The sequence below is a fragment of the Candidatus Clostridium eludens genome, assembly GCF_045310515.1.
GTDB classification, from domain to species: domain Bacteria; phylum Bacillota; class Clostridia; order Clostridiales; family Clostridiaceae; genus Clostridium_B; species Clostridium_B eludens.
In genome coordinates this window covers 13,394-36,108 of sequence record NZ_JBJHZX010000039.1, presented here as the reverse complement: position 1 = coordinate 36,108, position 22,715 = coordinate 13,394, and the positions used below count along the sequence as shown (strand labels likewise).

Genomic DNA, 22,715 nt, shown 5'->3' with positions numbered 1-22,715 from the left:
AGCGTCATTTAGGCGCTGGAAGTATTACGCCCTTATAGGGCTGAGCAAGCCACCTCTTTTAGGGGTGGTCATGACTCGATAATAGTTTGAAAAAAAATAATTTTAGTGAAAATAAAGTACAGTATCAACAATATAAAAGTATACCCAACAAGATAAACCAACAAGTAGAAATCAAAAATATATTAGAACCCAAATTTAAATAATGATTAAAATATTCCTACATTATTCACGCCCTAGTCAGGGAATACTATAGTGTATTAAGATAACTTATACTTAAAAAACTTAGTAGTTTCAGTTTCAGTAACTATAGGAATTTATAGAAACTTATCCATATGATAGTTTCTAAAGAATGGTGTGGATAATGTGAGTAATTTGTTGAGTATTCTTTACACATTCTCTAAAATAAAAATTCTCTATAAATAATTCAGTTCAATAGGCTTTGGGCGAATATCCATACTTGGATCTCTTAGAGTATTGGGATTATAATTCCAATGAATAAGACTAGCCTTTCCTCCTACCTTAAGTATTCTGTATGACTCGTCCAAAAGTTCTAATGGTTTGATATAATGTAGTATGTTGAACAACATAACATAATCAACTGAATTATCAGGTATCCTTGTGCTATTAGCTATAAAATCACGATTTACGAAAGTTATATTATTTTTAGAGGCAACCTTTGATGAAGCTATATTAAGCATTTCATCTTCGATATCTATAGCAATAATATTACCCCTAATCCTTTCAGCACTCGGTAATGCAAATGTTCCATAGCCACATCCAAATTCTACAAGAGAGTTTATATCTTGATTTATTTCCATTTCGTCAAGAATAAGTTCTACGTTAAATAAACTTTCCCAGTATTCTTGTTCAGGCATTCCACTGTTACGAACCTTTATTTTTTACACCTTCTCTCATTAATTATAGATATAATCAAAAGACGAGCATTTCTATAAAGAAAAGCTCGCCTTCAGTTTTCTGATTAGCAAGTGAAAGTCGAAATATACATAATAGTTTATCTTATTCTGTTTAGCTTTTCTACTAATTTACTAAAATAATAACTGCTAATGTTGAATAAGTTACTATATTTGTTTTGTTATAAATTGCAACTTCAAATTGTTACTATAATAACACTATACATCTATATAATATTACAAATCCCTTAATTCGTATTAATATTTGATCTTCTTGCATAATAATACTTTATTAAATAGGTAAGACTTAATAAAGCATTGAAACAAATCATATACTGTAAATTTTTTATCTAGATTTTATTATTGGTGGTATATTTTTTGAATTATTATGAATATTGGGTAGCTTGGCATTTTTCAAACAGCTTTGGATTAAACAGTGGCTTTAAGAACTAACGATATTCGAAATAAACGCAACCTTTACAACGTACTTAAGGTTATCTGAACCCTACACCTACGCTCTAGCTACGGGTGCCCATAACTGTGACTGTTGTTACATTCACTTCACGGGTGGCTTTTTCTACTCTTCTGTTGTTCATCTCTTATATTGACCACATTCGCATCACCTATATTCCTGTAAGTATAGGTATAGCAATATCTATACTTACCAACTATAAAATTCCCGCTTTTTACCACACCTATTGCTTTGGCAATTTTCGAGTCACCTATAATAGTAGCTTTATTGCATTTATACATATTCATCTTCCTTTCTCCTTTTAATTAAATATTATACAAGAGCATGTTAAGCTTTAATGATGTTAGAAGTAATATAGCCAGAGAAATTTTTTATGAATTTAATAGAAAATATACTCACTCTTCATCTCTAACTCATATGGTTAGAGGTTCAGTTAAGTTGTATATACAATATTTAACTCTATTTTATTACATTTTCTTTAGTTTATTTTTTAATCATTCCTATTTATCAGGTGAGCGAATAATCTTTCTCATAGAGAGATTATTCGCTCACCTGATATTATACGAAAAGTGGATAACTACTCCTTATTGAACATAAATAAGTTTAATTTTTATTAATTAATAAATTTATATCAATATAATATACGAATTCATTAATAAAGTCAATGATTTTTTGATATTTTGTATTCGTGGTTAAATCTCGTATAACACCAAACATAAAAAATTTGATGTATAACGATTTAATTTACTGAACTAGTTAATTATTCCTTAAAAATAAAAATTACTATAGAAACATACTCTTATAGTAATTTTCAAATAAATTCGTCCTATCTATTCCATTTTGCTAAGTTGACAACAATGGTTCATCTGTCAATTTCAAATCCTACTTGAAGTAACCCTTATGTGTTATACTTTCTTCCGCCTCTGAAGTCTTTTCACATATTGAATTACAAAGCATCATCATCAGTTTCACCGGTTCTAATCTTAATAGTTTTTTCAACATCTTTTATAAATATTTTACCATCACCAAAACTGTTGGTATTGAGTTCTTCAAGAATTTTCTTAACAATATCATCAACAAGTTCATCTTTAACAACTGTTCTTACACTAAGCTTTGGCAATAGATTAATTCCTGGAGTTTCATCTCTTGTATATATCTGACCGATACCCTTCTGACGTCCGTATCCAAATATTGTAGTAATTATTACTCCTCCAGCACCACCTAAATCTAAAACTCTCTTCAAATTTTCAAGTTTTTCAGCTTTTATAACTATTTCAAGTTCTTTCATTCTCATCGCCACCTATAATATTTACTTTTCTAATATTCTTTATCATTTTTAGGTGTCTTCATCCCATACCCTGCCCACTATCAGGCGAAAAGTTTTAAGTATCTTTCTGCAAGTTCCATAGTACCTTCCATCCACCCAACACTGAGTTCTGCTACAGGACCCGACTCCTTATGACTTGCCAACCATGCTGTAAGCTGAAGCCTTCGCATCATAATAAATGTATCAATTTCCTGAAAATCTGTATCTGTAAAAGGAAGTACTTTCTTATATCCATGAAGCCATGCATTTACTAGTTTCGAAACTATTGCCTTTTCTTCAATAAAACTCAGTGCAGAAGCAAAATCCTGAAGATGCCACCCAAAGCCACAATCATCAAAATCAATAACTTTTATCTGATTACCCTCAATAAGAAGGTTTGCAAGTCTAAGGTCTGCATGAATAAGACCATAATTATTTTTATTCTTCCCATACCTGTTAAGACGTTTTTCAATAATTTTAGAAACCTCTGTAAACATCATTTCTGCTTCAGATGTTAAGTTAGGAAAGTCTTGCCAGCTACCCCATGCTGCATGATTACCAATGATTGTGTCATAAGTCCATTCTATGCGGATAAGTTTTGATGCTCCATTCCATATTCTAGTCTGTCTGTGAAGATATGCTGTAGCCTCACCAAGGTATTTGAACTGCTTTACCATCTGTTCCTCGTTATTCTCATCAGGTGATTCACCCGGCAGATATTCACTGATAACACAGAAGTACTTTTTACCATCAAGATCTTTGACTATCTGAACATTCTCACCATCTTTCCCTCTAATGGGATTAGCAACTATCAATGGTGTATACTCATTTATCTGATTCAGCCATGCCATTTCTGAATTCAATTCATCCATTGTATGATATCCTGGTCTACTTATTCTGAGTACTCCATCTTTTTCTCCTGTTTTCTTGTTCTTAACCATATACGTAGCATTTTCTGATAAAATAATGAGGCTAACCTCATCCCTGTGGTGCCAGCCATACTTCTCCAACGCATCTGTTGCAATCTTATCAAACAATTCTACATTTTCGAATGCCATCTTAGCTTCCTCCCTTTTCTTTACATAAAAACAGATACACACTTGTTACCGAATATACTCATTTTTACTATTGAACATATTTAAAATTTTCTCAATTCAATCTATACCTGTTTCAAAATATCTTCCTTAGCGCTTTTAATACCATATGACATCTTTTCAAGTAATTCATCGCAATACTCCTTTGTACAGAGAAGACCTGGTTTAAATTGAAGCACATGTGGATCAAGCTGTGAATAAATACCCCATACTCCGTTATTGTAAAGATGCTGCATAACTGGAATTGCACCTTTCTTACCAGCAAATTCAAGTCCCATTATGGTACCGTTTTGGCGAATTCCAATAAATATATCCTGGTTGTCTTTCATAATGTCATTAAGTCCTGATCTTAAATATATTGAAATAAAATCTATATTTCTTTTTGTTTCATCTCTCTGGAGAATTTCAAATACTTTAAGTGAGCATACACATCCAAGTTCACTTCCACCAAATGTTGCCATATGAGCACTACCATCCTGGGTTATCCAATAGGAAGCCGTTTCATTAAGAATAACTGCTGAGATTGGATAAATACCGCCTGAGAAGCCCTTTGATGTAACAATTATATCAGGATTGACGCCATATGTTTCGATACACCACATCTTCCCGCTCCTCATAAGTCCTGTCTGGACTTCATCAGCAATGTAGAGTGAGCCATATTTCTCACATAATTTCTTAACTGCAGGTAAATAACCTTCTCTTGGAAGTGGAAAACCATATGTAGCTGGAATTGTCTCCATAATTACACATGCTGCATCTTCTGACTTAAGAGCTTTTTCCATTGCATTAATATCGTTAAATGGAACTTTCACGAACTCAGGTCTCTCAGCATGGAATAATTTGCAATACCTGTCTGCTCCTGCTGCAACTGCAAGCCCTGTATGACCATGGTAGCAGTTCTCAATACTAATAATTTTTTTTCTTCCTGTTGCTGATCTTGCAGATTTCAAAGCCAGATCAATTACTTCTCCGCCACTTGAACCATATATTACATGTTTCATACCTTCAGGTGATGCCTTAATAACTGTTTCGGCAAGTTTTGCCTTAATCGGTGATGGAAAATGATGATTGCCCATATCAACATATTTTGTTGCTTCAACTAGTGCTTCAATTACTTCTCGATTTCTATGTCCCAAGCTATATGTCCCGCCATTAATATGTACATCCATTAACTTTTTCCCATTCATATCCCAGAAATAATAACCGTCCCTCTTACCAATTAAAAGATCAATCTTTAAATCCAGCCATTCCTGTGTTTTTCCACTGTTCCAATATTCGATTGATTTTCTGAAAACTTCTTCCTTGGTTGTATTTTCAAAAAGTTCTTTTAATGACATAACTTTACGTCCTCCATTATTCATTATAATTTAGTTAAAAGTAATATCAATGAATTGTATTTACTTCTATCTACAAATATTTTTAGGTTCTAATTTTTTGTTCTAAATAAATCTAAATTGACACTATCATAATATTATTTTATGTATCGGCATATTTTTTCTCCAACATATGCTGGTATTCTATTGGTGCATATCCTGTCTTCTTCTTAAAATTCTTTGTAAAATATTCAGGATTATTATAACCGACAATATTGGCTACATCGTATATTCGTATGTTGCTGTCACGTAATAAAACTTTTGCCCGATCCATCTTTACTTCAACCATATAATCTGTAAAACTTATGCCTGTTACTTTTTTGAAAATATGGCTTATATAGCTTGGATTAAGGTAAACCCCTTTGGCTACTTCTTCAAGGGACAACTTGTCATCTACATGCACAACAACATATTTACCAATTCTGTATACAAGCTTGTCATCAATCATCTGATATTTTGTAACCATGGCCGCTTGCTTCTTTAAAACATCGTGTCCATTTGTTGATTATTTCATTTTCTGTCTTCAAGGAAAATCCAAAATAATAGGTAAAATCATTTTTATAAAGGAATTTCTCCAGCCATGGCTTTCTTTCTATGAGGATTTCATATATATGCTTCTTTGCTTTATCCGAAATAATCTGACAGTTTATCGGATCTCTTTTCCAGTCCATGTATATCTGATTAATGATATTAGTTATAATGTACTCCTCATGTCCACCACCAAGGAAAATGTTATCAATTAGTGCATCTACTTTCAGTTGCAGGTTATTTACCACATAACTCAGGTCGTATTGGGCATAAACTCTTAACACCGAATTTTTTAGCATTTTTAAATCAATAGGATGAACCAGATAATCAAACACACCATTCAAAAAGTATTCTCTAACCGTCTGATATTCCGAATCATAACCTATCAGTATTGTATGTATTCCCGACAGGTTATCCGATATTTTTTTTATCCCATTCGGTTTACACATATCTGAATTATCCATTATCATGATAAATACATCCGGTCTTGTCCTTTGTAAATCCTTAATTAGGCTGCTATCATCTTTCAGAATTTCCTCATTCACGTTAAAATCCAAGTGCTCTTCCCACAGGTTCATCTCCATTATCTGACCTGCAACAATTCCAGACTTATCATATATGGTTACATCCTGCATATAATCACCTATTCTTTATAATTAATTGAATTTGCTATTTTATTGATTTATCCCTTTATTTATTACTCATTCACTAGCAAAATAAAACTACTGTCCCATGGATGTTGTTTCAGGAAGTGTGCTTCCTCCATCTATAACAATTTGTGTTCCTGTTATGTAACTTGATTCGTAGCATCCAAGAAATGCTGCGAGTTCACCAACCTCAGTCGGATCTGCAAGTCTCTTAAGTGGTACTGAATCAGCAATTGCCTTAATAGCTCTTGATGGGTTTTCAGGATCTGACTGCTTGGCCATTCCTTGAACCAGAGGAGTTAATACATATCCGGGACATATTGCATTGACTCTGATATTCTTATCTGCAACTTCTCTTGCCATTGACTTTGTAAATCCAACTAATGCTGCCTTTGATGTGGCATAAGCTACTTCACCAGGATCAGCCACCATATCACCTGTAACTGAGCTCATAATTACTATAGCCCCACCACCATTTTCGATCATGCCAGGAAGCACTGCCTTAGTAGTATTCCATACCCCTTTGACATTAATATCAAAATGCAGATCCCTATTCTTGAATTCATCGTCATTCATGAAATCCTCAAGTATACACACACCTGCATTACATACAAGAACATCAACTTTACCGTATGTGATTTCTGCAATCTCAACGAGTTTCTTAACATTTGAATAATCTGAAACATCAACCTGAACACCAGTTGCTTCATATCCTTGACTTTTAAGTTCTTTGGTAAACGCCAATACCTTAGCACCTCTTGCTGCGAGGACACATTTGGCACCATATTTGGCATACACTTTCGCGATACCTTCACCGATACCCTTTGACGCTCCAGTTATTATTGCAACTTTACCGTCTAGCTTTCCCATATGACTCACCCCTATTCTTTAAATTAATATACCGAAAGGAGCATGTACATATTTTTGCCAATGTCCATACTCCTTTGCGTTTCTTAGTCTATATTATACAGAGAAAATTAATAATAACAAGGTAAAATTTTTAGGTTATACATTAATATTTTTAGGTTGTAAAAACAGGGAATTCTCCATTTTTATACATACGTTTGAATATCCATATTAAAAATTAGTGATTTTTTAATATGGATATTAATGTAAGAAGTTAGGGGAAGAATTTTAGTAGTCTAATTATTCGATTTTCAATTCAATAATTTTAAGATCAATAATTGATAATTTGATAAAAAACTATTGACACATTTATCAAATTACAGTATATTCGTTGTATTATATTAATAAAATATTGATTCGCCTAAAATATTGATTCGCCTAAAATAATTAAAACTCTAAAATGAAAAGATATAAGAATCTATTCGCAATTTCTTTTTAAAAAAAAAATTTAAGCAAATATGTTTGTATGTTAATACAGGCAAGCATATGAGGGGAGATGTAAAAATGAATGTAACTGCAGAAAATTCAAATTTAAAATCTGGACTAAAAGAACAATGTCTTAACTTTTCAGAAGTTATAGGACAGTCAATTGCTAATATTGCTCCGAGCGTTGGACCAGCATTAGGTATACCTATGGTGTATGCTTCATCTGGTAATGGTACATGGTTAACATATATTTTTGCCACTTTTGCTGTATTGCTTGTAGGTTATCACATTAATCAGTTTGCAAAAAGATCTTCGTCACCAGGTTCATTATATACATATGTTGCAGATGGATTAGGCAGTGGAGCAGGTTTCTTATCAGGATGGTCATTAGTTATAGCTTATATGCTTACTGGCTGTGCAACATTAGCAGGTTTTTCTAATTACGTCAATGTTGTAGGAAGCTACTTTGGGATAAAGTTACCAGCAATAGGAATTGTACTAGTAGGACTATTAATTGCAGGGTATTTAGTATATAAAGATGTATCATTATCAGCTAAATTTATGCTGATTTTGGAGGGAATATCTCTTGCATTGATATTTACTCTTGGAATAATTGTTTTATCTAAAAATGGCTTTCGACCTGATATGACTCAAATTAAACTTCAGGGTGTTTCGTTCAATAGTTTGAGACTAGGTTTAGTACTTGCATTCTTTAGTTTTGTTGGCTTTGAAAGTGCTACATCACTTGGAGCTGAAGCTAAAAGTCCATTAAAAAATATACCTAAGGCTGTTATTATAAGTGCAATATTTGTTGGCGTTCTATTCGTGGTGTTTTCTTACATTGAAGTAATGGGATTTGTGGGAAGCCCAACAAAATTAAGTGAATCAACAGCCCCTTTAAATTATTTAGCTGATCATAATGGGGTAGGATTTATGGGAATTATTATAGCAATAGGTTCTATGGTAAGTTTTTGGTCATGTGCAGTTGCTTGTATTACTGCAGCTGCAAGAATATTAATGTCTATGGCAAAGGATAATATATTACATCCTTCTTTAGGTGAGACACATGCAAAAAATAACACTCCTCATGTTTCAATAGGTGTTATATTAATTATTATATTTATTATTCCAGCAATATTACTTGCAAAAGGTAGCAAAGAAATGGATATATTCGGTTGGTTGGGCACAATTGCTACATTAGGATTTTTATTTAGCTACGCAATGATATTGCTAAGTGTTCCTCCGTTTTTGCATAGGATAAAAGAATTAAAACCAAAAGATGTTATAATTGCAATTTTTTCCACACTCATACTATCGATCCCTATTATTGGAAGTGTTTATCCCCTTCCAGCTTATCCATACAGCTTATTTCCTTTTCTCTTCTTAGCATGGTTGATCCTAGGAGGTTCATGGTATGCAATTATGAATGTATACAAACAGGGAAAAGCAAATAAAAATGCAGGCTTTTATACTAAAAAACAGAAAATGAGTGATAATAGAGAAGCAAGCTAATTATTTAGAATACTCTTTGTCCATCTTCAAGCATCCTTTTCTTTGGTTTCTAGGCAAAAACATTATAAATTTAAGGATGCTTTTATTATGAAAAATTTTTCCGTTATTTCCATCAAAAATCGGAATTATTATAATTTGGAATATTTTTAAATTAGAAAATACAGTTACCAGCATATTCGTGTCCATTACTTTTTAATTCTGTAAAATTCAATGTTGAACTAATATTTTTAACTCATTCATTTTCTCTATCTCACTATATATAAAAGTTAACCGTTATTACAGCATTAAGAAAGTCAGATATGAAAACATATAGAAAAATACCAGATTAAATACTGTATATATTTTGAGTTCAAGAGCTATAATTGAGAGATGTTCCTTAATTTTAAAGTTAAATTTTTATCACGTGCCATTTTTGATAAAATGGTAAGAAATTATTGACTTTGTTATTGGATTGATATATTATATTAGCATAAATTCATTAATTAATAAAATTTAAACTTATTATATTAGTATTAATAACATATATGCTAAGCAAAATAATAGTTTTTTCTAGGAGGTAGTTTTTGAGAATAGCAGAATTTATACATGATAAAGACCATCCACAATGTACAAATGTAGACTTTTGGATACAAAAAAATATAGATTATGAATTAGAAAAATTTATAGTAAGCGAAATTGATGACTTTTCCTCAGTAAAAGGTTTTGATTTAATAATACTTCATGGCGGATCACAACATCTTTGGAATAAGGAGGCGGATCCTTGGCTTTATAATGAAATTAAGTATGTAAAATATGCATTAAAAAATAAGATTCCTATAATAGGCTTTTGCCTTGGAAGTCAAATTATTGCAGAGACTTTAGGTGGAAAAGTTTTTAAGGCCGAGGAAAAGGAAGTAGGTTGGTTCAAAGTAACTTTAAGAAAAGAAGTAAAAAATAATTTATTAATTAAAAACTTGGAGGATGGATTAATATCCTTTATGTGGCATTCTGATCATTATAATATTCCAAACAATTGTACTTCTTTAGGATTTACAGAAGCAGCAAGTAACCAAATATTCACAAGCAATAATTCTCCGGCTGTGGGGTTTCAATTTCATCCTGAATATACTAAAGAAAATATTAAGGCATATCTTGAAACATATGAGGATGAACATTGGTCTGGTGGAAAGTATGCATTAGGAAAAGAATATTTTATTAATCAAATGAATGAAATTCCAGAAACGTATAATTTGTTTGAACAATTAATGAAAAATTCACTGGAATGGTTCTTAGTAAAAAAACAAGATTAAGTGAGAATTACCTTAAATATAATAGATAAAACAACAATTAAAGTAGGGAGGGTATATCGTGCTTAGGGCTTTTCAACAGTTACCTATAGATAAACAACAAAAAATATTAGATTCAGCGGCTAGTGTTTTTGCAGAAGAAGGATACCATTTTGCAAGTATCAGTAGTATATGTAAAAGTGCAGAGATTTCAAATGGAGCTCTTTATAAATATTTTAAAAATAAGGAGTCACTATATTTTTCTGTAGTAGATTATATGATCAATCTGGTTGAAAATTCTCTGTATAAAAAGTATATAGTAAATGTTGACTCATTATATGATGGAATTTATAAACTTTTAAAGGGACTTAGTAAATTTACAGAATGTTATCCAGATTATATTTGTATTTACTGTGATTTAGGGTCTAGTTCCATGAATCGTTTTGCTTCTGTAATTGCCCAAAAATTCAAAAATGCTACCAGCATGTATACAATCAAAATGATAGAAGAAAGCAAACAACGTGGAGAGATTGACAGCAATATAAATACTAGCATTGCATCCTATATGGTGGACAATTATATAACATTTTTCGCATATTCCTTGGTTTCAGAATATCACAGCGAAAGATTTAAATCATTTTTCATTAAAGAAAACAGAAAGATTACTGAAGATGAAGCAATTGATTTAATTGTTGAGTCTTTAAAACAGGCTTTCAGAAAGTGAAATTTATGTCCAATAAAGAGCAATTGAGTGCTCTTTATATAATAAGGGAGCGAGCGCTCCCTCTAATTAAAAAGGATAATCATTTACCTTCCAAATATAAATAATTATAAAGCTACAATAAATAACAATTACTTTAAGTTTATAAAATAGAAAATGGAGTGATGAAAATGAGTGCGATTTATGATGTAGATTTAAAAACAGGTTATAAAAAATTAACTAAAGAAAATGTAAAGGAGTTAATCAAAGCTAATGGCATAGAAATGCTTAGAGTTGAATATGTTGATCTTCACGGTATAAATCGTTCCAAGCTTCTTCCATCAGATATGGTAGATGAAGCTTTTGAAAGTGGACTAGCTTTTGCAGCAGTTATCATGGCTGTGGGTTTTGATAATAGTGTTGCCGAAGTAAAAGGTTTAGCTGAATATAATTATGATGATATGAAAATAATTGCTGACCCATCAACTTTTGTAATTTTACCTTATCTCGAAAAAACAGCTCTTATGTTAGGAGATATTTATTATCATGGAAAGCCAATGAGACAATCTCCAAGGTGGTTTCTTAAAAGTATAATTGCAAAGTATCAGGAACTTGGTTATAATCCTATAACCGCAAGCGAGCTAGAATTTTTCTTGTTCAATAAGAAAGAAAATGGTGAAGTTGAACCTTACACCAATAAAGCATGTAACTGTTATACAGGTAATGTGAGAATAGATCCTTTGGGTTTCCTTACCAAGCTTACAAAAAATTTTAAAACTATGGATTATAAAATTCTATATATGAATCATGAATATTATCCAGGACAGTATGAGTACAATTGGAGCCATGGTCAAGCACTTCGTAATGCAGATGAAACTAGCGTATTTAAGGGAATCAGCAAGGATATAGCAGAACAAAACAATCTTTTGGCTACCTTTATGGCAAAGCCAAAGGGTGCGGATGGCGGAAGCGGATGTCACTATCATGTATCTTTAAACAGCTTGAAAACAGGTGAAAATTTATTTTATGAACCAACTGATCCAGAAGGAATGTCAGATTTAATGAAGCATTTTGTTGCAGGTGTATTAAAGCATGCAAGATCCCTTGTAGCCTTCTTAGCACCTACAATAAATTGTTATAAGAGATACCGTCCAGATTCTTTTGCTCCATATTATGTTGGATGGGGATATGATAATAGAACAACTTATATTAGGATTCCAGAAGAACGTGGTAAAGCTACTAGAGCAGAAATCAGAGCTGGAAGTGCGGCTTCAAATCCATATCTTGCTTTAGGTGGAATTCTGGCTGCAGGACTTGATGGAATAATTAACAAACTTGATCCACCAAAAATTGTAAAAACAGATTTATATCATGATTTAGAAAATCAGCAAGAAATTGTACCAAGAAGTCTTTTTAGATCCTTAAGGGAATTGGAAAAAGATGAATGGCTTTTGGAATATGCAGGGGAAGATTTGATTAATAACTTTATTGCATTAAAAGAATTAGAGGTGGAGGGGTTTACTAGTTACGTTACTGATTGGGAATGGATGAATTACTCCTATCACATCTAAAAATATTAAATATAATTTGAAGATTCTACTTTAAGATATCTATATGTAACAGGAGGTAATATATATGTGTGGCATAGCCGGTATTGTAAATAAAAATGGTATGGAAATGTCAAGTAAACTTTTAGAAATGCTTGCGTTAATACAGCATAGAGGTCCAGATGCCAGTGGAATAGCTGTATATGGAATCAACTCAGGTATAACGTTAAGGGTTGCTGTGACTAAAAAGGATGCATATCATACTTTGAAAAATCTAATTTCAAAGTATGGAGTAACTGTATTATCGGAAGAAACTTCTGATATGACTAAAAAAGTAATTTTTGTGGAGTTTGAACTTAAAATAGATGAAAAAGATATTCCAAAACTTCATTCAATAATAAATTTGGTGGATGGATTATATGTTCATTCCTTTGGAAAGAATATGAAGGCATATAAGGATGGGGGATTAATAGATAATCTTATTAATCATCAAAAAATTGATAAAGGCATAGGAACTCATGGAATAGGACATGTAAGAATGGCTACAGAAAGTGCTGAAGATATTAATGCAGCTCACCCATTTGTTTCACCATTTTACCCTGATTTGAGTATTGTTCATAATGGACAATTCACGAATTACTTCAATTTAAGGAGAAAACTTGAAAATAAAGGCGCTCAGTTTAAAACACTTAATGATTCAGAGGCAGCCAGTCATCTTATCGCTTATGGGATGATGAAAAATGGCGGCGATTTAGAAGCAGCTTTAAAATATGCCAGTGAAGAGTTGGATGGATTATTTTGTATTATAGCAGTTACTTCAAAGCAAATGGGATTTGTAAAAGATAAGCTTGGTATAAAGCCATTGCTACTTTTTGAGAATAATGATATGGTACTGCTCGGATCTGAGCAAATTGAGTTTACTTCCATTTTCCCTGATGTGTGCGCAGAGGAGATGGATCCAGGGGAGGTTAGAGTATGGAATATATAGACGCATTAAATTTTAAAAGTGAGGAATTAAATAAATTAATCATAGAAAAACTTCAGAAAAATGAAGAAGTATCAATTGAAAATCCTCATTCTATGCATAATATAGCCATAGGTCTAAAGCAAAAAGGGAAAATCATTGTTAATGGTAGTACAGGATTTTACACTGGAGGATTTCTGGAAGGTTCAAAGATAGTAGTAGAAGGTAATACAGGCTGGTATACAGGTGACAATATGATGGATGGAGAACTTATTGTAACTAAAAATACAGGCTGTAATGCGGGAGTTTATTTTTATGGCGGTACTATGGTGATCTATGGTGGCACTGGAAGCCGTGTAGGGTATGGAATGAAAGGTGGAACTATAATTGTATGCGGTTCTTCAGGCAGGTGGGCAGGACAGATGACTTTTGGTGGTAAATTGATTCTTTTAGGAAGTGTAGGTAAACAGGTCGGTGAATCCATGTATAAAGGAGTAATTTATACTCAGGATAACGAAGTTGAAGGCAAACTTGGAGGAAATGTTCATGTTGATTCAATTAAAGAATCAGAAATTAGAGAATTAAAAGAATTATTTAATAAATATGGTATAAAGGCAAATCCACAGGACTTTAATGCTATAAGACCATCCTCTACAGGAAGGCATACTTATGTATTGTTTAAACCCGAACTAAAACCGGAACTAGCAAAAAAACATGTATAGGAGGAATGAGGTTTTATGAGTACTGAAACAAAAAGGGAGATTGAACCTAAGGATGTACAACGCGGTGTGTGGGATCAGGAAACATTATCCGAAATAGACTATAGAGCTAGGTATGGCAAACACCGAATTCGTGGTTGTGGTGCCACAAGATATATGCCTACCTTTGACGATTTAATGGTGTTGCCATCGCAGCTTTCAAGAATGTCAATAGATACTTATCGTGAACCATGTGAAACTAGAATAGTTTTAGGAAAGCGATTTGCAAAAAAGCCACTAGTAATAGAAACGCCTGTTATGATAGCAGGTATGTCTTATGGGGCATTAAGTAAAGAAGCTAAAATTGCTCTTGCTAAAGCAACAGCACTAACTGGAACTGTAATAAGCAATGGAGAAGGAGGACTTTTGCCTGAAGAAAGAGATAACTCGTATAGGCAGTCAATACAGCTTTTGCCAAGCCGTATTGGTTTTAATAAGAGAAACTTGGAAGTAGCTGATATGATAGAGTTCCTTATTGGAATTGGTGCAAAACCAGGGATTTCAGGTCACTTAATGGGAAGTAAAATTACAGAGGACATTGCAAATTTCAGACAGCTTCCTATAGGAATTGATCTTCATAGCCAGCCACGACATGGTGATTCCTTTGGTGCTGATGATATGGTAGTTAAAATGGAGCAATTAAGAGAGCTTACCAATTGGCAGACTCCAATATTTTTTAAAATTGCAGCAGGAAGAGTAAGGGATGATATTAAAATTGCAGTGAAGGTTGGAGCAGACGGAATAATACTTGATGGAGCGCAGGGGGGAACAGGAGCTGCACCGGTTATGGCTACAAAGCATCTTGGAATACCTACAATGCCAGCATTAGTACAAGCTGTTAAAACATTAGAGGAAATGGGTGTAAAAGACGAAGTTAGTCTCATTGTGTCTGGCGGTATAAAGGATGGAGCTGACATAGCAAAAGCCTTAGCTATTGGAGCAGATGCTGTGGCTATAGGAACCAGTGCAATGGTGGCTATGGGCTGCAGGGTATGTCTTAGGTGTCATACTGGAGTTTGTGCTTTTGGTATTGGTACACAGGATCCGGAATCTAGAGCCAAATTTAATATTGATGAAGCTGCTGAAAGAGTTGCAAATTATATAAAGGCTATAACTAATGAAGCAGTTTTATTAGCAAAGGCAGCAGGGAAAACTAAGCTAAAAAACTTAGAGAGAGAAGATTTGCGTTCCCTTACATTGGAAGCTTGCGCAATGACAGGGATACCTTTGGTAGGAAGTGATTATGTTTTTGGTGAGCGTTTTGGATTTGGCTGCTAAATAATTGATAATTATTTTGTGGAAAATCAGAAATAAATAGGAGGGTGTATTATATGATACGGATAGATCAGCATCCAATTTTAAAGCAATTTGATAAAGGCAAACTGGTTAAATTTGAATATGATGGTAAAACAATAGAAGGTTATGAAGGGGAACCAATAGCAGTAGCATTAAGAGGAAATGGAGTAATGATTCATAGATATACTTCAAAGCATTCAGAGCCTAGGGGAGTTTTTTGTGCAATTGGCAGATGTACTGATTGTGTAATGATTGTTGATGGTAAGGCTAATGTTAGGACTTGTGTAACTCCACTTGCTGCAGGCATGAAGGTTGAGACTCAGTATGGCGTCCTAGCGAGGAAGCCAGATTAGCTTTAGGGTATTTTAATGAAAGGGGATGTAATTGATTGAAAAGATATGATGCAATAGTTATCGGTGCAGGTCCCGCAGGACTTTCTTCCGCAATAGAAGCTGCCAAAAGAGGCTTAAGAGTTGTTGTATTTGACGAAAATTCTAAGCCGGGAGGACAACTGCTTAAACAAATACACAAGTTTTTTGGCTCAAAAGAGCACAGAGCAAAAACAAGGGGCTTTAAAATAGGCGAGGAACTATTAAAGGAAGCAGAGGAAGCAGGAGTAGAAGTTATATTAAATGCTATAGTAATTGGTCTTTTTTTGGATAAAGAAATCACCGTAAAGATAAATAATGAAGTTATTCATTATAAAGGAGATGCAATTATAGTTGCAACCGGTGCTTCTGAGAATATGGTTACCTTTGAGGGATGGACTCTGCCGGGAGTTATAGGTGCAGGTGCAGCTCAGACTATGATGAATCTTCATGGTGTACGTCCTGGTAAAAAAATTCTTATGCTGGGAAGCGGTAATGTTGGATTAGTTGTTAGTTATCAACTCCTGCAGGCAGGGTGTGAGGTAGCTGCTATAGTAGATGCAGCACCTAAAATTGGGGGCTATGGTGTTCATGCAGCCAAAGTAGCTAGGTGCGGTGTCCCATTTTATTTATCCCATACTATAATTAAGGCTGAAGGAGACCAGTATATAACAGGTGTTACTATTGGTCAAGTTGATAATACCTGGAAGGTTATATCTGGAACGGAAAAGCACTTCGATGTTGATACCATATGTCTTGCAGTCGGTCTTTCTCCTATGTCACAGCTTCTTAAAATGGTGGGCTGTAAGATGGATGATAATCCCCAAAAGGGAGGTTTAGTTCCACTCTGCGATGAATATGGTGAGACCTTTATACAAGGCATCTTTGTAGCAGGAGATGCTTCAGGCATTGAGGAAGCAAGTTCAGCAATGATTAAAGGAAGGATTTCTGGTGTGGCAGCTGCTTATAAATTAGGCTTTATAGGCAAAGAGGAATTAGATTTTAAAGCAAAGGCATTAGAAAAGGCATTATTTAGTTTGAGACAGGGAATGTTTGGTCCAGAAAACAAAGGTAAAAATATTGAAAAAACAGAGGAAGGTTGCGATGTTTCAGTAAATCTTCTTAAGAAGGGTTACCTTACAGATGGGGAAGTAGAAAAATATCCTGGAGTAAAATCTATTAAAGGAATTCATCCTGTAATAGAATGTTCACAAAATATTCCCTGTAATCCCTGCCAGGATGTCTGTTCAAAGAAATGTATTAAAGTTGGTGAGAAAATCACATCTCTGCCGGTTGTTGATGAAAAGTCAAAATGTATTGGATGCGGGTTGTGTGTAGCGTCTTGTCCTGGTCAGTCCATATTCCTTATAAATGAAGATTATGAAGAAGGATATGCATCTGTAACACTTCCTTATGAGTTTTTGACATTGCCCGAAAAAGGTACAAAAGGTATTGCTTTAGATAGGAGCGGGCAAAAGATCTGTGAAGCTGAAGTTGTGGAAGTTAGATTAATCCCTGCATTTGACTATACTAATTTATTAACTATAAAGGTTCCTAGAGAAGTAGGAATGAAAGCTAGATTTTTTAAGCAAGTCTAGGGGATTAACTATATGAAGTTAAGTAGTTTTAAATATATAGAATAAGTAGTCCACAGTAGTTAATAAAGATTATACAGAAAATAGTCTAGAAAGGAAAATGTATAATGAATCCTCTATATATTCATTATACAGGGTAAGTTTATGAATAAAATAAATGATAGATCAAGAGATGTAGGTGAATATATCATGCAGCCTGATGATAATATGATAATCTGCCGCTGCGAAGAAATTACAAAGGGTGAAATAAGAAAAGCAGTGCATGACGGAATATTTACCATAACGGAGATGAGAAGATATCTAAGAACGGGTATGGGGCTTTGTCAGGGACAAAACTGTGGTAATTTAGTAAAGGGCATTGTGGCAAGAGAGTTAGGGATTTCATCTCTGGAATTAGAGGCTTCAGTATCACGTGCACCTATGAGACCTATAGAAATGAAAGTTCTTGGAAATGAAAAAGGAGGAGAATAACATGAAAAATTATGCTGATGTAGTTATTATAGGAAGTGGAGTAATTGGAAATGCTGCAGCATACTATCTAGCCAAGAGAGGATGTCATGTTATTGTTCTGGAAAGAAGTGATAATATTGGTAACGGGGGTTCTTCAAGAAATGGTGGAGGAGTTCGCCAATCAGGTCGTGATAAAAGAGAACTTCCCCTTGCTATGTATGGAGTAAAAAATCTTTGGCCCACATTGTCAGAGGAATTAGGCATGGATGTGGAATATTATAAGGATGGTAACTTGAGACTTGGTAAGACAGAGGATCATATTAAGATTTTAAATAATCTTACCAGTAATGCTAATGACTGCGGCCTTGATGTAAAAATGATTTCAGGTGATGAGGCAAGAAATATTTGTCCTTATCTTTCAGAAGAAGTTATCGGTGCAAGCTGGTGTCCTACCGATGGACATGCTAATCCAATGTTGACGACACTTGCTTTTTACCGTAGAGCAAGACAATTAGGAGTTCGTTTTATAACTGGTGAAGAAGTAATTGAGGTAAAAAAAGTAAAGGGTAAAGCTAGACAAATAATAACCCCCAATAATATCTATGAAGGAGAAAATATTATTCTTGCAGCAGGTTACGGAAGCCGTAAGATAGCTGCTAACTTTGGAATAGATATACCCATGAATCAAACTTTAATGGAAGTTATTGTAACAGAAGCTCAGCCGCCTATGTTTTATCAAATGTTAGGTACTGCAGCAGCAGACTTTTATGGTCATCAAAGTAAACATGGCTCCTTTGTTTTTGGGGGCTCCTCAGGCTATGAAGCTTTTAATAAGGATAATGGAACACCGACTACCTCAAGTATTACTGCTTCTGCTATCTGTCGTGGAATAATGAAGTATTTTCCCATACTTGAGGATGCAAAAGTTGTGCGTACTTGGGCAGGATGGATAGATGAGTGTGCAGATCATGTACCTGTTATAAGTTTTGTGGAAGAAGTTCCGGGACTTATAATTGCCTGTGCATTTTCAGGGCATGGCTTTGGAATATCTCCAACATTAGGTAAACTTTTATCAGAGATGGTAGCAGATGGGAAACCATCTATAGATTTAAGCGCTTTTCGTTATGATAGGTTTAAAGCAAAAATATAAAGTGACAGAAATCTAATTTGTTGCAAAACAAAAAAGATTAAAATAGATTTTAGGAGGAATTTTTTATGGAATTTAAAAGAACTAATTATTCATCAGGAGCACCGCTTGAAGAAAAAGCAGGGTATAGTCGTGTTGTTAAGGTTGGACCATTTGTATATGTTGGTGGTACTACATCTGTTCAACCTGATGGCAGCGTATTTGGGGAAAATGACGGATATGCTCAAGCAAAATATATTTTAGAAAAGATGATTAAATGCTTAGAACAAGCAGGCAGCAAGAAAGAAGAAGTAGTAAGAGTAAAGATGTATGCTACAGATATGACTCGTTCTAAAGAATACATACAAGCTTATTCGGAATTTTTCAAATCAATAAAACCATTATGTACTTTGGTTGGTATCTCTGCACTAAACCGGCCTACTCAACTAATTGAAATAGAAATGGATGCAGTTATTGGAGCAATAGATTTATAATAGTGTACGTGGTGACATGAAAATGTAGGAAAGTTCCAATATCAAAATGTAACTAAACTCCAAGGTAGATATATTAACTATTACATTGAGCTTCTGCATATATGATTTTGTAGCCTCGAGGTGAGCCTCAATAAATGAGGCTATGGCCAAGGTCCACATATGCTTCTTAATGGAAATAGTTAATATAGCATGTTGGAATATTGATGCATTTTATTATAAAGTGTTTTGCTATCAAATATTTATGTATTTTGATGTTGGAATTTGAATAATGGAGATCCGATCTGTTGATTCCAAGCAGACTTACTTGTAGAGAAACTGAAAATTTTATCCGATCAAACTCGATCATGAAGTGCGTTTAGTTCAGCTAAAAAAGTTAGAACCAAAATTTAAATAATGGTTAAAATATTCCCGTCCTAGTCAAAGAATACTATAATATATTAAGATAACTTATACTTAAAAAACTTAGTAGTTTCAGTAACTATAGGAATTTATAGAAACTTATCCATATGATAGTTTCTAAAGGCGAGTGTGGGGGCAAAGACCAGGTCAACTAACTTACAAATGCACTATTTGTGCGTCATAGCAGCCTTTTTTAAGGCTGCTATATTAATTTGAACGTACATATTGACTGATAATTATCATAGGAGTATAATGTAGTTGTCATGACAGCTAAGGTGGTGATATAGATGGAATTTAAATTATATGATTCGTTAGGGTTTATCCTAAATAAGACAAATACAAAACTTAAAAATGAATTGTTTCACCGATTCAAAGAATATGACATTACACCAGAGCAATGGGGTGTCCTTAACTGTTTATGGGAACAAGAGGGTGTTACCCCTAGAGAATTGGCAGATATGATGTTTAAGGATAAATCAAATACTAATCGCATTCTTGAAAAGTTGCAAAACAAAGGATTGGTTGTTCGAAAGTCTCATCCCATAGATAAAAGAGCTTTTCAAATCTTTTTGACTGATGGCGGATGGGCATTAAGGGATGAATTAATTCCTAAAGGTATACAATTGCTAGAGGAAGCAACAGTAGGAATAGAAAGACATAAAGTCATAGAAATAAAAAAACTACTAAATGAAATATATGATAATCTTAAGTAGTTATTTTTTACTATTGTAGTTGTCACGACAACTACAAATGGAGGTATAGCGAGATCGGTCTTTTCTGAAATGTTGGACATTTTTTCGAACAATATTTCAGAAAGTGTGATAGAACAGACTATATTGGTACTGAAATAGGTGATAAGCAACTTACATAAAGAAAAAAGGAAATACATCAGGGAATAACTTTTAATGATTTCAAGGAGGTAGATAACGTGGAACGCAGCAACAGTCAGACGAGGATTACTCTGGTAATTGTAATGATTACTTCTTTTATTACTCCATTTATGAGCAACGCCATCAACCTTGCCATCCCCTCTATCGGTATTGAATTCGGGGGCAACCAAAATTTGCTGAACTGGGTGGTTTTTGGTTTTTTACTTTCATCCGCCGCTTTTTTGCTGCCCTTTGGACGCCTAGCAGACCAGTTTGGAAGAAAAAAAATATTCTTAATTGGTATGATATTTCTAGCGGCCTCATCCCTGGCCTGCGCTTTAGCGACATCTTTGGTTGCCTTGGTATGTTTTAGGATTTTGCAAGGAATCGCTAGTGCAATGATATTCAGCAACTCAATGGCTATTTTAACGTCGGTAGTACCGCCTGAATCTAGAGGCAAAGCATTGGGATTAAACGCCGCAGCAACATACATCGGATTATCGTCTGGCCCTGTATTAGGAGGTTTGATCACCAGTGTATTTACATGGCGTGGTGTATTTTATTTCAATCTGCTGATGGCTTTGATTATTATTGTTATAACCGTATGGAAATTGAAGGGGGAATGGACAGGTGCCGTCACTAAATTTGATAGCTGGGGAATTATTCTGTGTATAGCAGCTCAGGCCTTATTATTGTTTGGGTTGACTGATTTAACGAACGACTTACTTTATCAAATTAGTTTTGCTGTAGGGATTTTATTATTGATCGTATTTTTCATATATGAGAAAAACCATTCTAATCCACTTATTCCTATTGGAAGTATTATCAAAAACAGGCCCTTTGCTTTTTCTAATTTAGCAACCTTAATTAACTACAGTGCAACGTTCGCTTTGAGCTTTGTATTATCATTATATCTGCAAACCGTGCTGAAAATTGACATGGCTGCTTCAGGGCTTATTCTATTGGTTCAGCCGATCATCATGGCTGTTCTTTCTCCGGTTGCGGGTACATTATCAGATAGGATAAAACCTGCGATTCTTGCTTCATTAGGAATGGGCATCTCTGCATTGGGTCTATTCTTCTTCATTTTTCTGAGTACCCAGACCCCGATTGTGCTGATAATTTTTAATTTAGCGTTTATCGGACTTGGTTTTGCTCTGTTTTCCTCACCCAATACAAATGCCATAATGGGCTCGGTTGACCGGACATTATACGGCGTCGCATCTTCAATTATGGGTAACATGCGACTACTAGGCCAATCTATCAGTATGGCTATTGTTTCACTCATTACTTCAATTTTAATGAGAAACCTGTCAATCGGCTCAGTAGGGTATGTTGATCAGCTCATGCTCAGTTTAAGAACTGCATTTATAATATTTGTCGTACTCTGTGTCCTGGGCGTGTTCGCCTCATTGGTAAGAGGTAAGGTTAACAGAGAAGCAGAAGAAGATTGAGATAGTATTGTAGTGTTCTTAAGCTTCTCCATTGTGTAGGTAATTAACTCTTGAAGTGATAAGAAAGACGGTTCAATAAAGATTAAATGAAACAGACGAGATATTTATATCAGAAAAAGTTGATGAGAAAGACCATTTATATAAATTGTATGACAGGCACAAAATGTGAAGATGAAATAGAAAATATTCTAAACAAACATGATGGTTTTATTGTAATGTTGTTGTAAATGAAAATTAAATTATCTGTGATAAGGA

The 22,715-nt window shown here is 34.0% G+C and carries 22 protein-coding genes; 14 read left to right on the top strand and 8 right to left on the bottom strand.

Annotated elements, in window-relative coordinates:
• Positions 1–413: 413 nt before the first annotated feature.
• From ACJDU8_RS20205 to ucpA, 8 genes are all read right to left on the bottom strand, one after another.
• Positions 414–875, bottom strand: a complete 462-nt coding sequence (locus ACJDU8_RS20205; RefSeq protein ID WP_406793977.1) for a class I SAM-dependent methyltransferase — start codon at positions 873–875, stop codon at positions 414–416.
• A gap of 597 nt (positions 876–1,472) precedes the next feature.
• Positions 1,473–1,670, bottom strand: coding sequence for a hypothetical protein (locus ACJDU8_RS20200; protein ID WP_406793976.1), 198 nt, complete (start codon positions 1,668–1,670; stop codon positions 1,473–1,475).
• A gap of 659 nt (positions 1,671–2,329) precedes the next feature.
• Positions 2,330–2,671 (bottom strand): P-II family nitrogen regulator, encoded by a 342-nt coding sequence (locus ACJDU8_RS20195; protein ID WP_406793975.1) that lies wholly within the window; start codon positions 2,669–2,671, stop codon positions 2,330–2,332.
• An 80-nt stretch (positions 2,672–2,751) separates the two neighbouring features.
• Positions 2,752–3,747 carry a phosphotransferase enzyme family protein gene (locus tag ACJDU8_RS20190; RefSeq protein WP_406793974.1) on the bottom strand — a complete coding sequence of 332 codons (996 nt, stop codon included), beginning with the start codon at positions 3,745–3,747 and terminating at the stop codon, positions 2,752–2,754.
• A 101-nt stretch (positions 3,748–3,848) separates the two neighbouring features.
• Positions 3,849–5,120, bottom strand: a complete 1,272-nt coding sequence (locus ACJDU8_RS20185; protein WP_406793973.1) for a class-III pyridoxal-phosphate-dependent aminotransferase — start codon at positions 5,118–5,120, stop codon at positions 3,849–3,851.
• A gap of 139 nt (positions 5,121–5,259) precedes the next feature.
• Positions 5,260–5,622: a helix-turn-helix transcriptional regulator gene (locus tag ACJDU8_RS20180; protein ID WP_406793972.1), complete on the bottom strand. Its 363-nt coding sequence runs from the start codon at positions 5,620–5,622 to the stop codon at positions 5,260–5,262.
• Complete coding sequence (locus tag ACJDU8_RS20175; RefSeq protein WP_406793971.1) at positions 5,597–6,319, bottom strand: response regulator; 723 nt, start codon at positions 6,317–6,319, stop codon at positions 5,597–5,599. The genes ACJDU8_RS20180 and ACJDU8_RS20175 overlap by 26 nt, the downstream gene beginning before the upstream one ends.
• 87 nt (positions 6,320–6,406) lie before the next feature.
• Complete coding sequence (gene ucpA, locus ACJDU8_RS20170; RefSeq protein WP_406793970.1) at positions 6,407–7,201, bottom strand: SDR family oxidoreductase UcpA; 795 nt, start codon at positions 7,199–7,201, stop codon at positions 6,407–6,409.
• A gap of 540 nt (positions 7,202–7,741) precedes the next feature.
• Between ucpA and ACJDU8_RS20165 the strand changes: the two genes are divergently transcribed.
• The 14 genes from ACJDU8_RS20165 to ACJDU8_RS20100 all read left to right on the top strand — a co-directional run bounded on the left by ACJDU8_RS20165 (position 7,742) and on the right by ACJDU8_RS20100 (position 22,460).
• On the top strand, positions 7,742–9,175 hold the full coding sequence (locus ACJDU8_RS20165) for an APC family permease (RefSeq protein ID WP_406793969.1): 1,434 nt from the start codon (positions 7,742–7,744) through the stop codon (positions 9,173–9,175).
• A 563-nt stretch (positions 9,176–9,738) separates the two neighbouring features.
• Positions 9,739–10,464 (top strand): type 1 glutamine amidotransferase, encoded by a 726-nt coding sequence (locus ACJDU8_RS20160; protein ID WP_406793968.1) that lies wholly within the window; start codon positions 9,739–9,741, stop codon positions 10,462–10,464.
• A gap of 58 nt (positions 10,465–10,522) precedes the next feature.
• Complete coding sequence (locus tag ACJDU8_RS20155) at positions 10,523–11,164, top strand: TetR/AcrR family transcriptional regulator (RefSeq protein WP_406793967.1); 642 nt, start codon at positions 10,523–10,525, stop codon at positions 11,162–11,164.
• 167 nt (positions 11,165–11,331) lie between these two features.
• The gene (locus tag ACJDU8_RS20150) at positions 11,332–12,711 is read left to right on the top strand and encodes a glutamine synthetase family protein (RefSeq protein ID WP_406793966.1); all 1,380 of its coding nucleotides are present in this window, start codon (positions 11,332–11,334) and stop codon (positions 12,709–12,711) included.
• A 64-nt stretch (positions 12,712–12,775) separates the two neighbouring features.
• On the top strand, positions 12,776–13,675 hold the full coding sequence (locus ACJDU8_RS20145) for a class II glutamine amidotransferase domain-containing protein (protein WP_406793965.1): 900 nt from the start codon (positions 12,776–12,778) through the stop codon (positions 13,673–13,675).
• A complete protein-coding gene (locus ACJDU8_RS20140) occupies positions 13,663–14,373 on the top strand; it encodes a GltB/FmdC/FwdC-like GXGXG domain-containing protein (protein WP_406793964.1) in 711 nt (236 codons plus the stop codon). The genes ACJDU8_RS20145 and ACJDU8_RS20140 overlap by 13 nt, the downstream gene beginning before the upstream one ends.
• Before the next feature lie 15 nt (positions 14,374–14,388).
• Complete coding sequence (locus ACJDU8_RS20135) at positions 14,389–15,687, top strand: FMN-binding glutamate synthase family protein (protein WP_406793963.1); 1,299 nt, start codon at positions 14,389–14,391, stop codon at positions 15,685–15,687.
• Positions 15,688–15,743: 56 nt separating this feature from the next.
• Positions 15,744–16,058, top strand: a complete 315-nt coding sequence (locus ACJDU8_RS20130) for a (2Fe-2S)-binding protein (protein WP_406793980.1) — start codon at positions 15,744–15,746, stop codon at positions 16,056–16,058.
• A gap of 35 nt (positions 16,059–16,093) precedes the next feature.
• Positions 16,094–17,671: an FAD-dependent oxidoreductase gene (locus ACJDU8_RS20125; protein WP_406793962.1), complete on the top strand. Its 1,578-nt coding sequence runs from the start codon at positions 16,094–16,096 to the stop codon at positions 17,669–17,671.
• 141 nt (positions 17,672–17,812) lie between these two features.
• A complete protein-coding gene (locus ACJDU8_RS20120; protein WP_406793961.1) occupies positions 17,813–18,139 on the top strand; it encodes a (2Fe-2S)-binding protein in 327 nt (108 codons plus the stop codon).
• 1 nt (position 18,140) lies between these two features.
• Positions 18,141–19,268: an NAD(P)/FAD-dependent oxidoreductase gene (locus tag ACJDU8_RS20115; protein ID WP_406793960.1), complete on the top strand. Its 1,128-nt coding sequence runs from the start codon at positions 18,141–18,143 to the stop codon at positions 19,266–19,268.
• Between the two features lie 65 nt (positions 19,269–19,333).
• The gene (locus ACJDU8_RS20110) at positions 19,334–19,738 is read left to right on the top strand and encodes a Rid family hydrolase (protein WP_406793959.1); all 405 of its coding nucleotides are present in this window, start codon (positions 19,334–19,336) and stop codon (positions 19,736–19,738) included.
• Between the two features lie 686 nt (positions 19,739–20,424).
• Positions 20,425–20,850: a MarR family winged helix-turn-helix transcriptional regulator gene (locus ACJDU8_RS20105; protein ID WP_406793958.1), complete on the top strand. Its 426-nt coding sequence runs from the start codon at positions 20,425–20,427 to the stop codon at positions 20,848–20,850.
• Between the two features lie 215 nt (positions 20,851–21,065).
• Positions 21,066–22,460, top strand: coding sequence for an MFS transporter (locus ACJDU8_RS20100; RefSeq protein WP_406793957.1), 1,395 nt, complete (start codon positions 21,066–21,068; stop codon positions 22,458–22,460).
• Positions 22,461–22,715: the final 255 nt, after the last annotated feature.

Excerpts from the sequence above, each read along its gene's own strand:
- ACJDU8_RS20205 (WP_406793977.1), bottom strand. The coding sequence starts at position 875 with ATGCCTGAACAAGAATACTGGGAAAGTTTATTTAACGTAGAACTTATT.
- ACJDU8_RS20200 (WP_406793976.1), bottom strand. The coding sequence starts at position 1,670 with ATGAATATGTATAAATGCAATAAAGCTACTATTATAGGTGACTCGAAA.
- ACJDU8_RS20195 (WP_406793975.1), bottom strand. The coding sequence starts at position 2,671 with ATGAAAGAACTTGAAATAGTTATAAAAGCTGAAAAACTTGAAAATTTG.
- ACJDU8_RS20190 (WP_406793974.1), bottom strand. The coding sequence starts at position 3,747 with ATGGCATTCGAAAATGTAGAATTGTTTGATAAGATTGCAACAGATGCG.
- ACJDU8_RS20185 (WP_406793973.1), bottom strand. The coding sequence starts at position 5,120 with ATGTCATTAAAAGAACTTTTTGAAAATACAACCAAGGAAGAAGTTTTC.
- ACJDU8_RS20180 (WP_406793972.1), bottom strand. The coding sequence starts at position 5,622 with ATGGTTACAAAATATCAGATGATTGATGACAAGCTTGTATACAGAATT.
- ACJDU8_RS20175 (WP_406793971.1), bottom strand. The coding sequence starts at position 6,319 with ATGCAGGATGTAACCATATATGATAAGTCTGGAATTGTTGCAGGTCAG.
- ucpA (WP_406793970.1), bottom strand. The coding sequence starts at position 7,201 with ATGGGAAAGCTAGACGGTAAAGTTGCAATAATAACTGGAGCGTCAAAG.
- ACJDU8_RS20165 (WP_406793969.1), top strand. The coding sequence starts at position 7,742 with ATGAATGTAACTGCAGAAAATTCAAATTTAAAATCTGGACTAAAAGAA.
- ACJDU8_RS20150 (WP_406793966.1), top strand. The coding sequence starts at position 11,332 with ATGAGTGCGATTTATGATGTAGATTTAAAAACAGGTTATAAAAAATTA.
- ACJDU8_RS20145 (WP_406793965.1), top strand. The coding sequence starts at position 12,776 with ATGTGTGGCATAGCCGGTATTGTAAATAAAAATGGTATGGAAATGTCA.
- ACJDU8_RS20140 (WP_406793964.1), top strand. The coding sequence starts at position 13,663 with ATGGAATATATAGACGCATTAAATTTTAAAAGTGAGGAATTAAATAAA.
- ACJDU8_RS20135 (WP_406793963.1), top strand. The coding sequence starts at position 14,389 with ATGAGTACTGAAACAAAAAGGGAGATTGAACCTAAGGATGTACAACGC.
- ACJDU8_RS20120 (WP_406793961.1), top strand. The coding sequence starts at position 17,813 with ATGAATAAAATAAATGATAGATCAAGAGATGTAGGTGAATATATCATG.
- ACJDU8_RS20115 (WP_406793960.1), top strand. The coding sequence starts at position 18,141 with ATGAAAAATTATGCTGATGTAGTTATTATAGGAAGTGGAGTAATTGGA.
- ACJDU8_RS20110 (WP_406793959.1), top strand. The coding sequence starts at position 19,334 with ATGGAATTTAAAAGAACTAATTATTCATCAGGAGCACCGCTTGAAGAA.
- ACJDU8_RS20105 (WP_406793958.1), top strand. The coding sequence starts at position 20,425 with ATGGAATTTAAATTATATGATTCGTTAGGGTTTATCCTAAATAAGACA.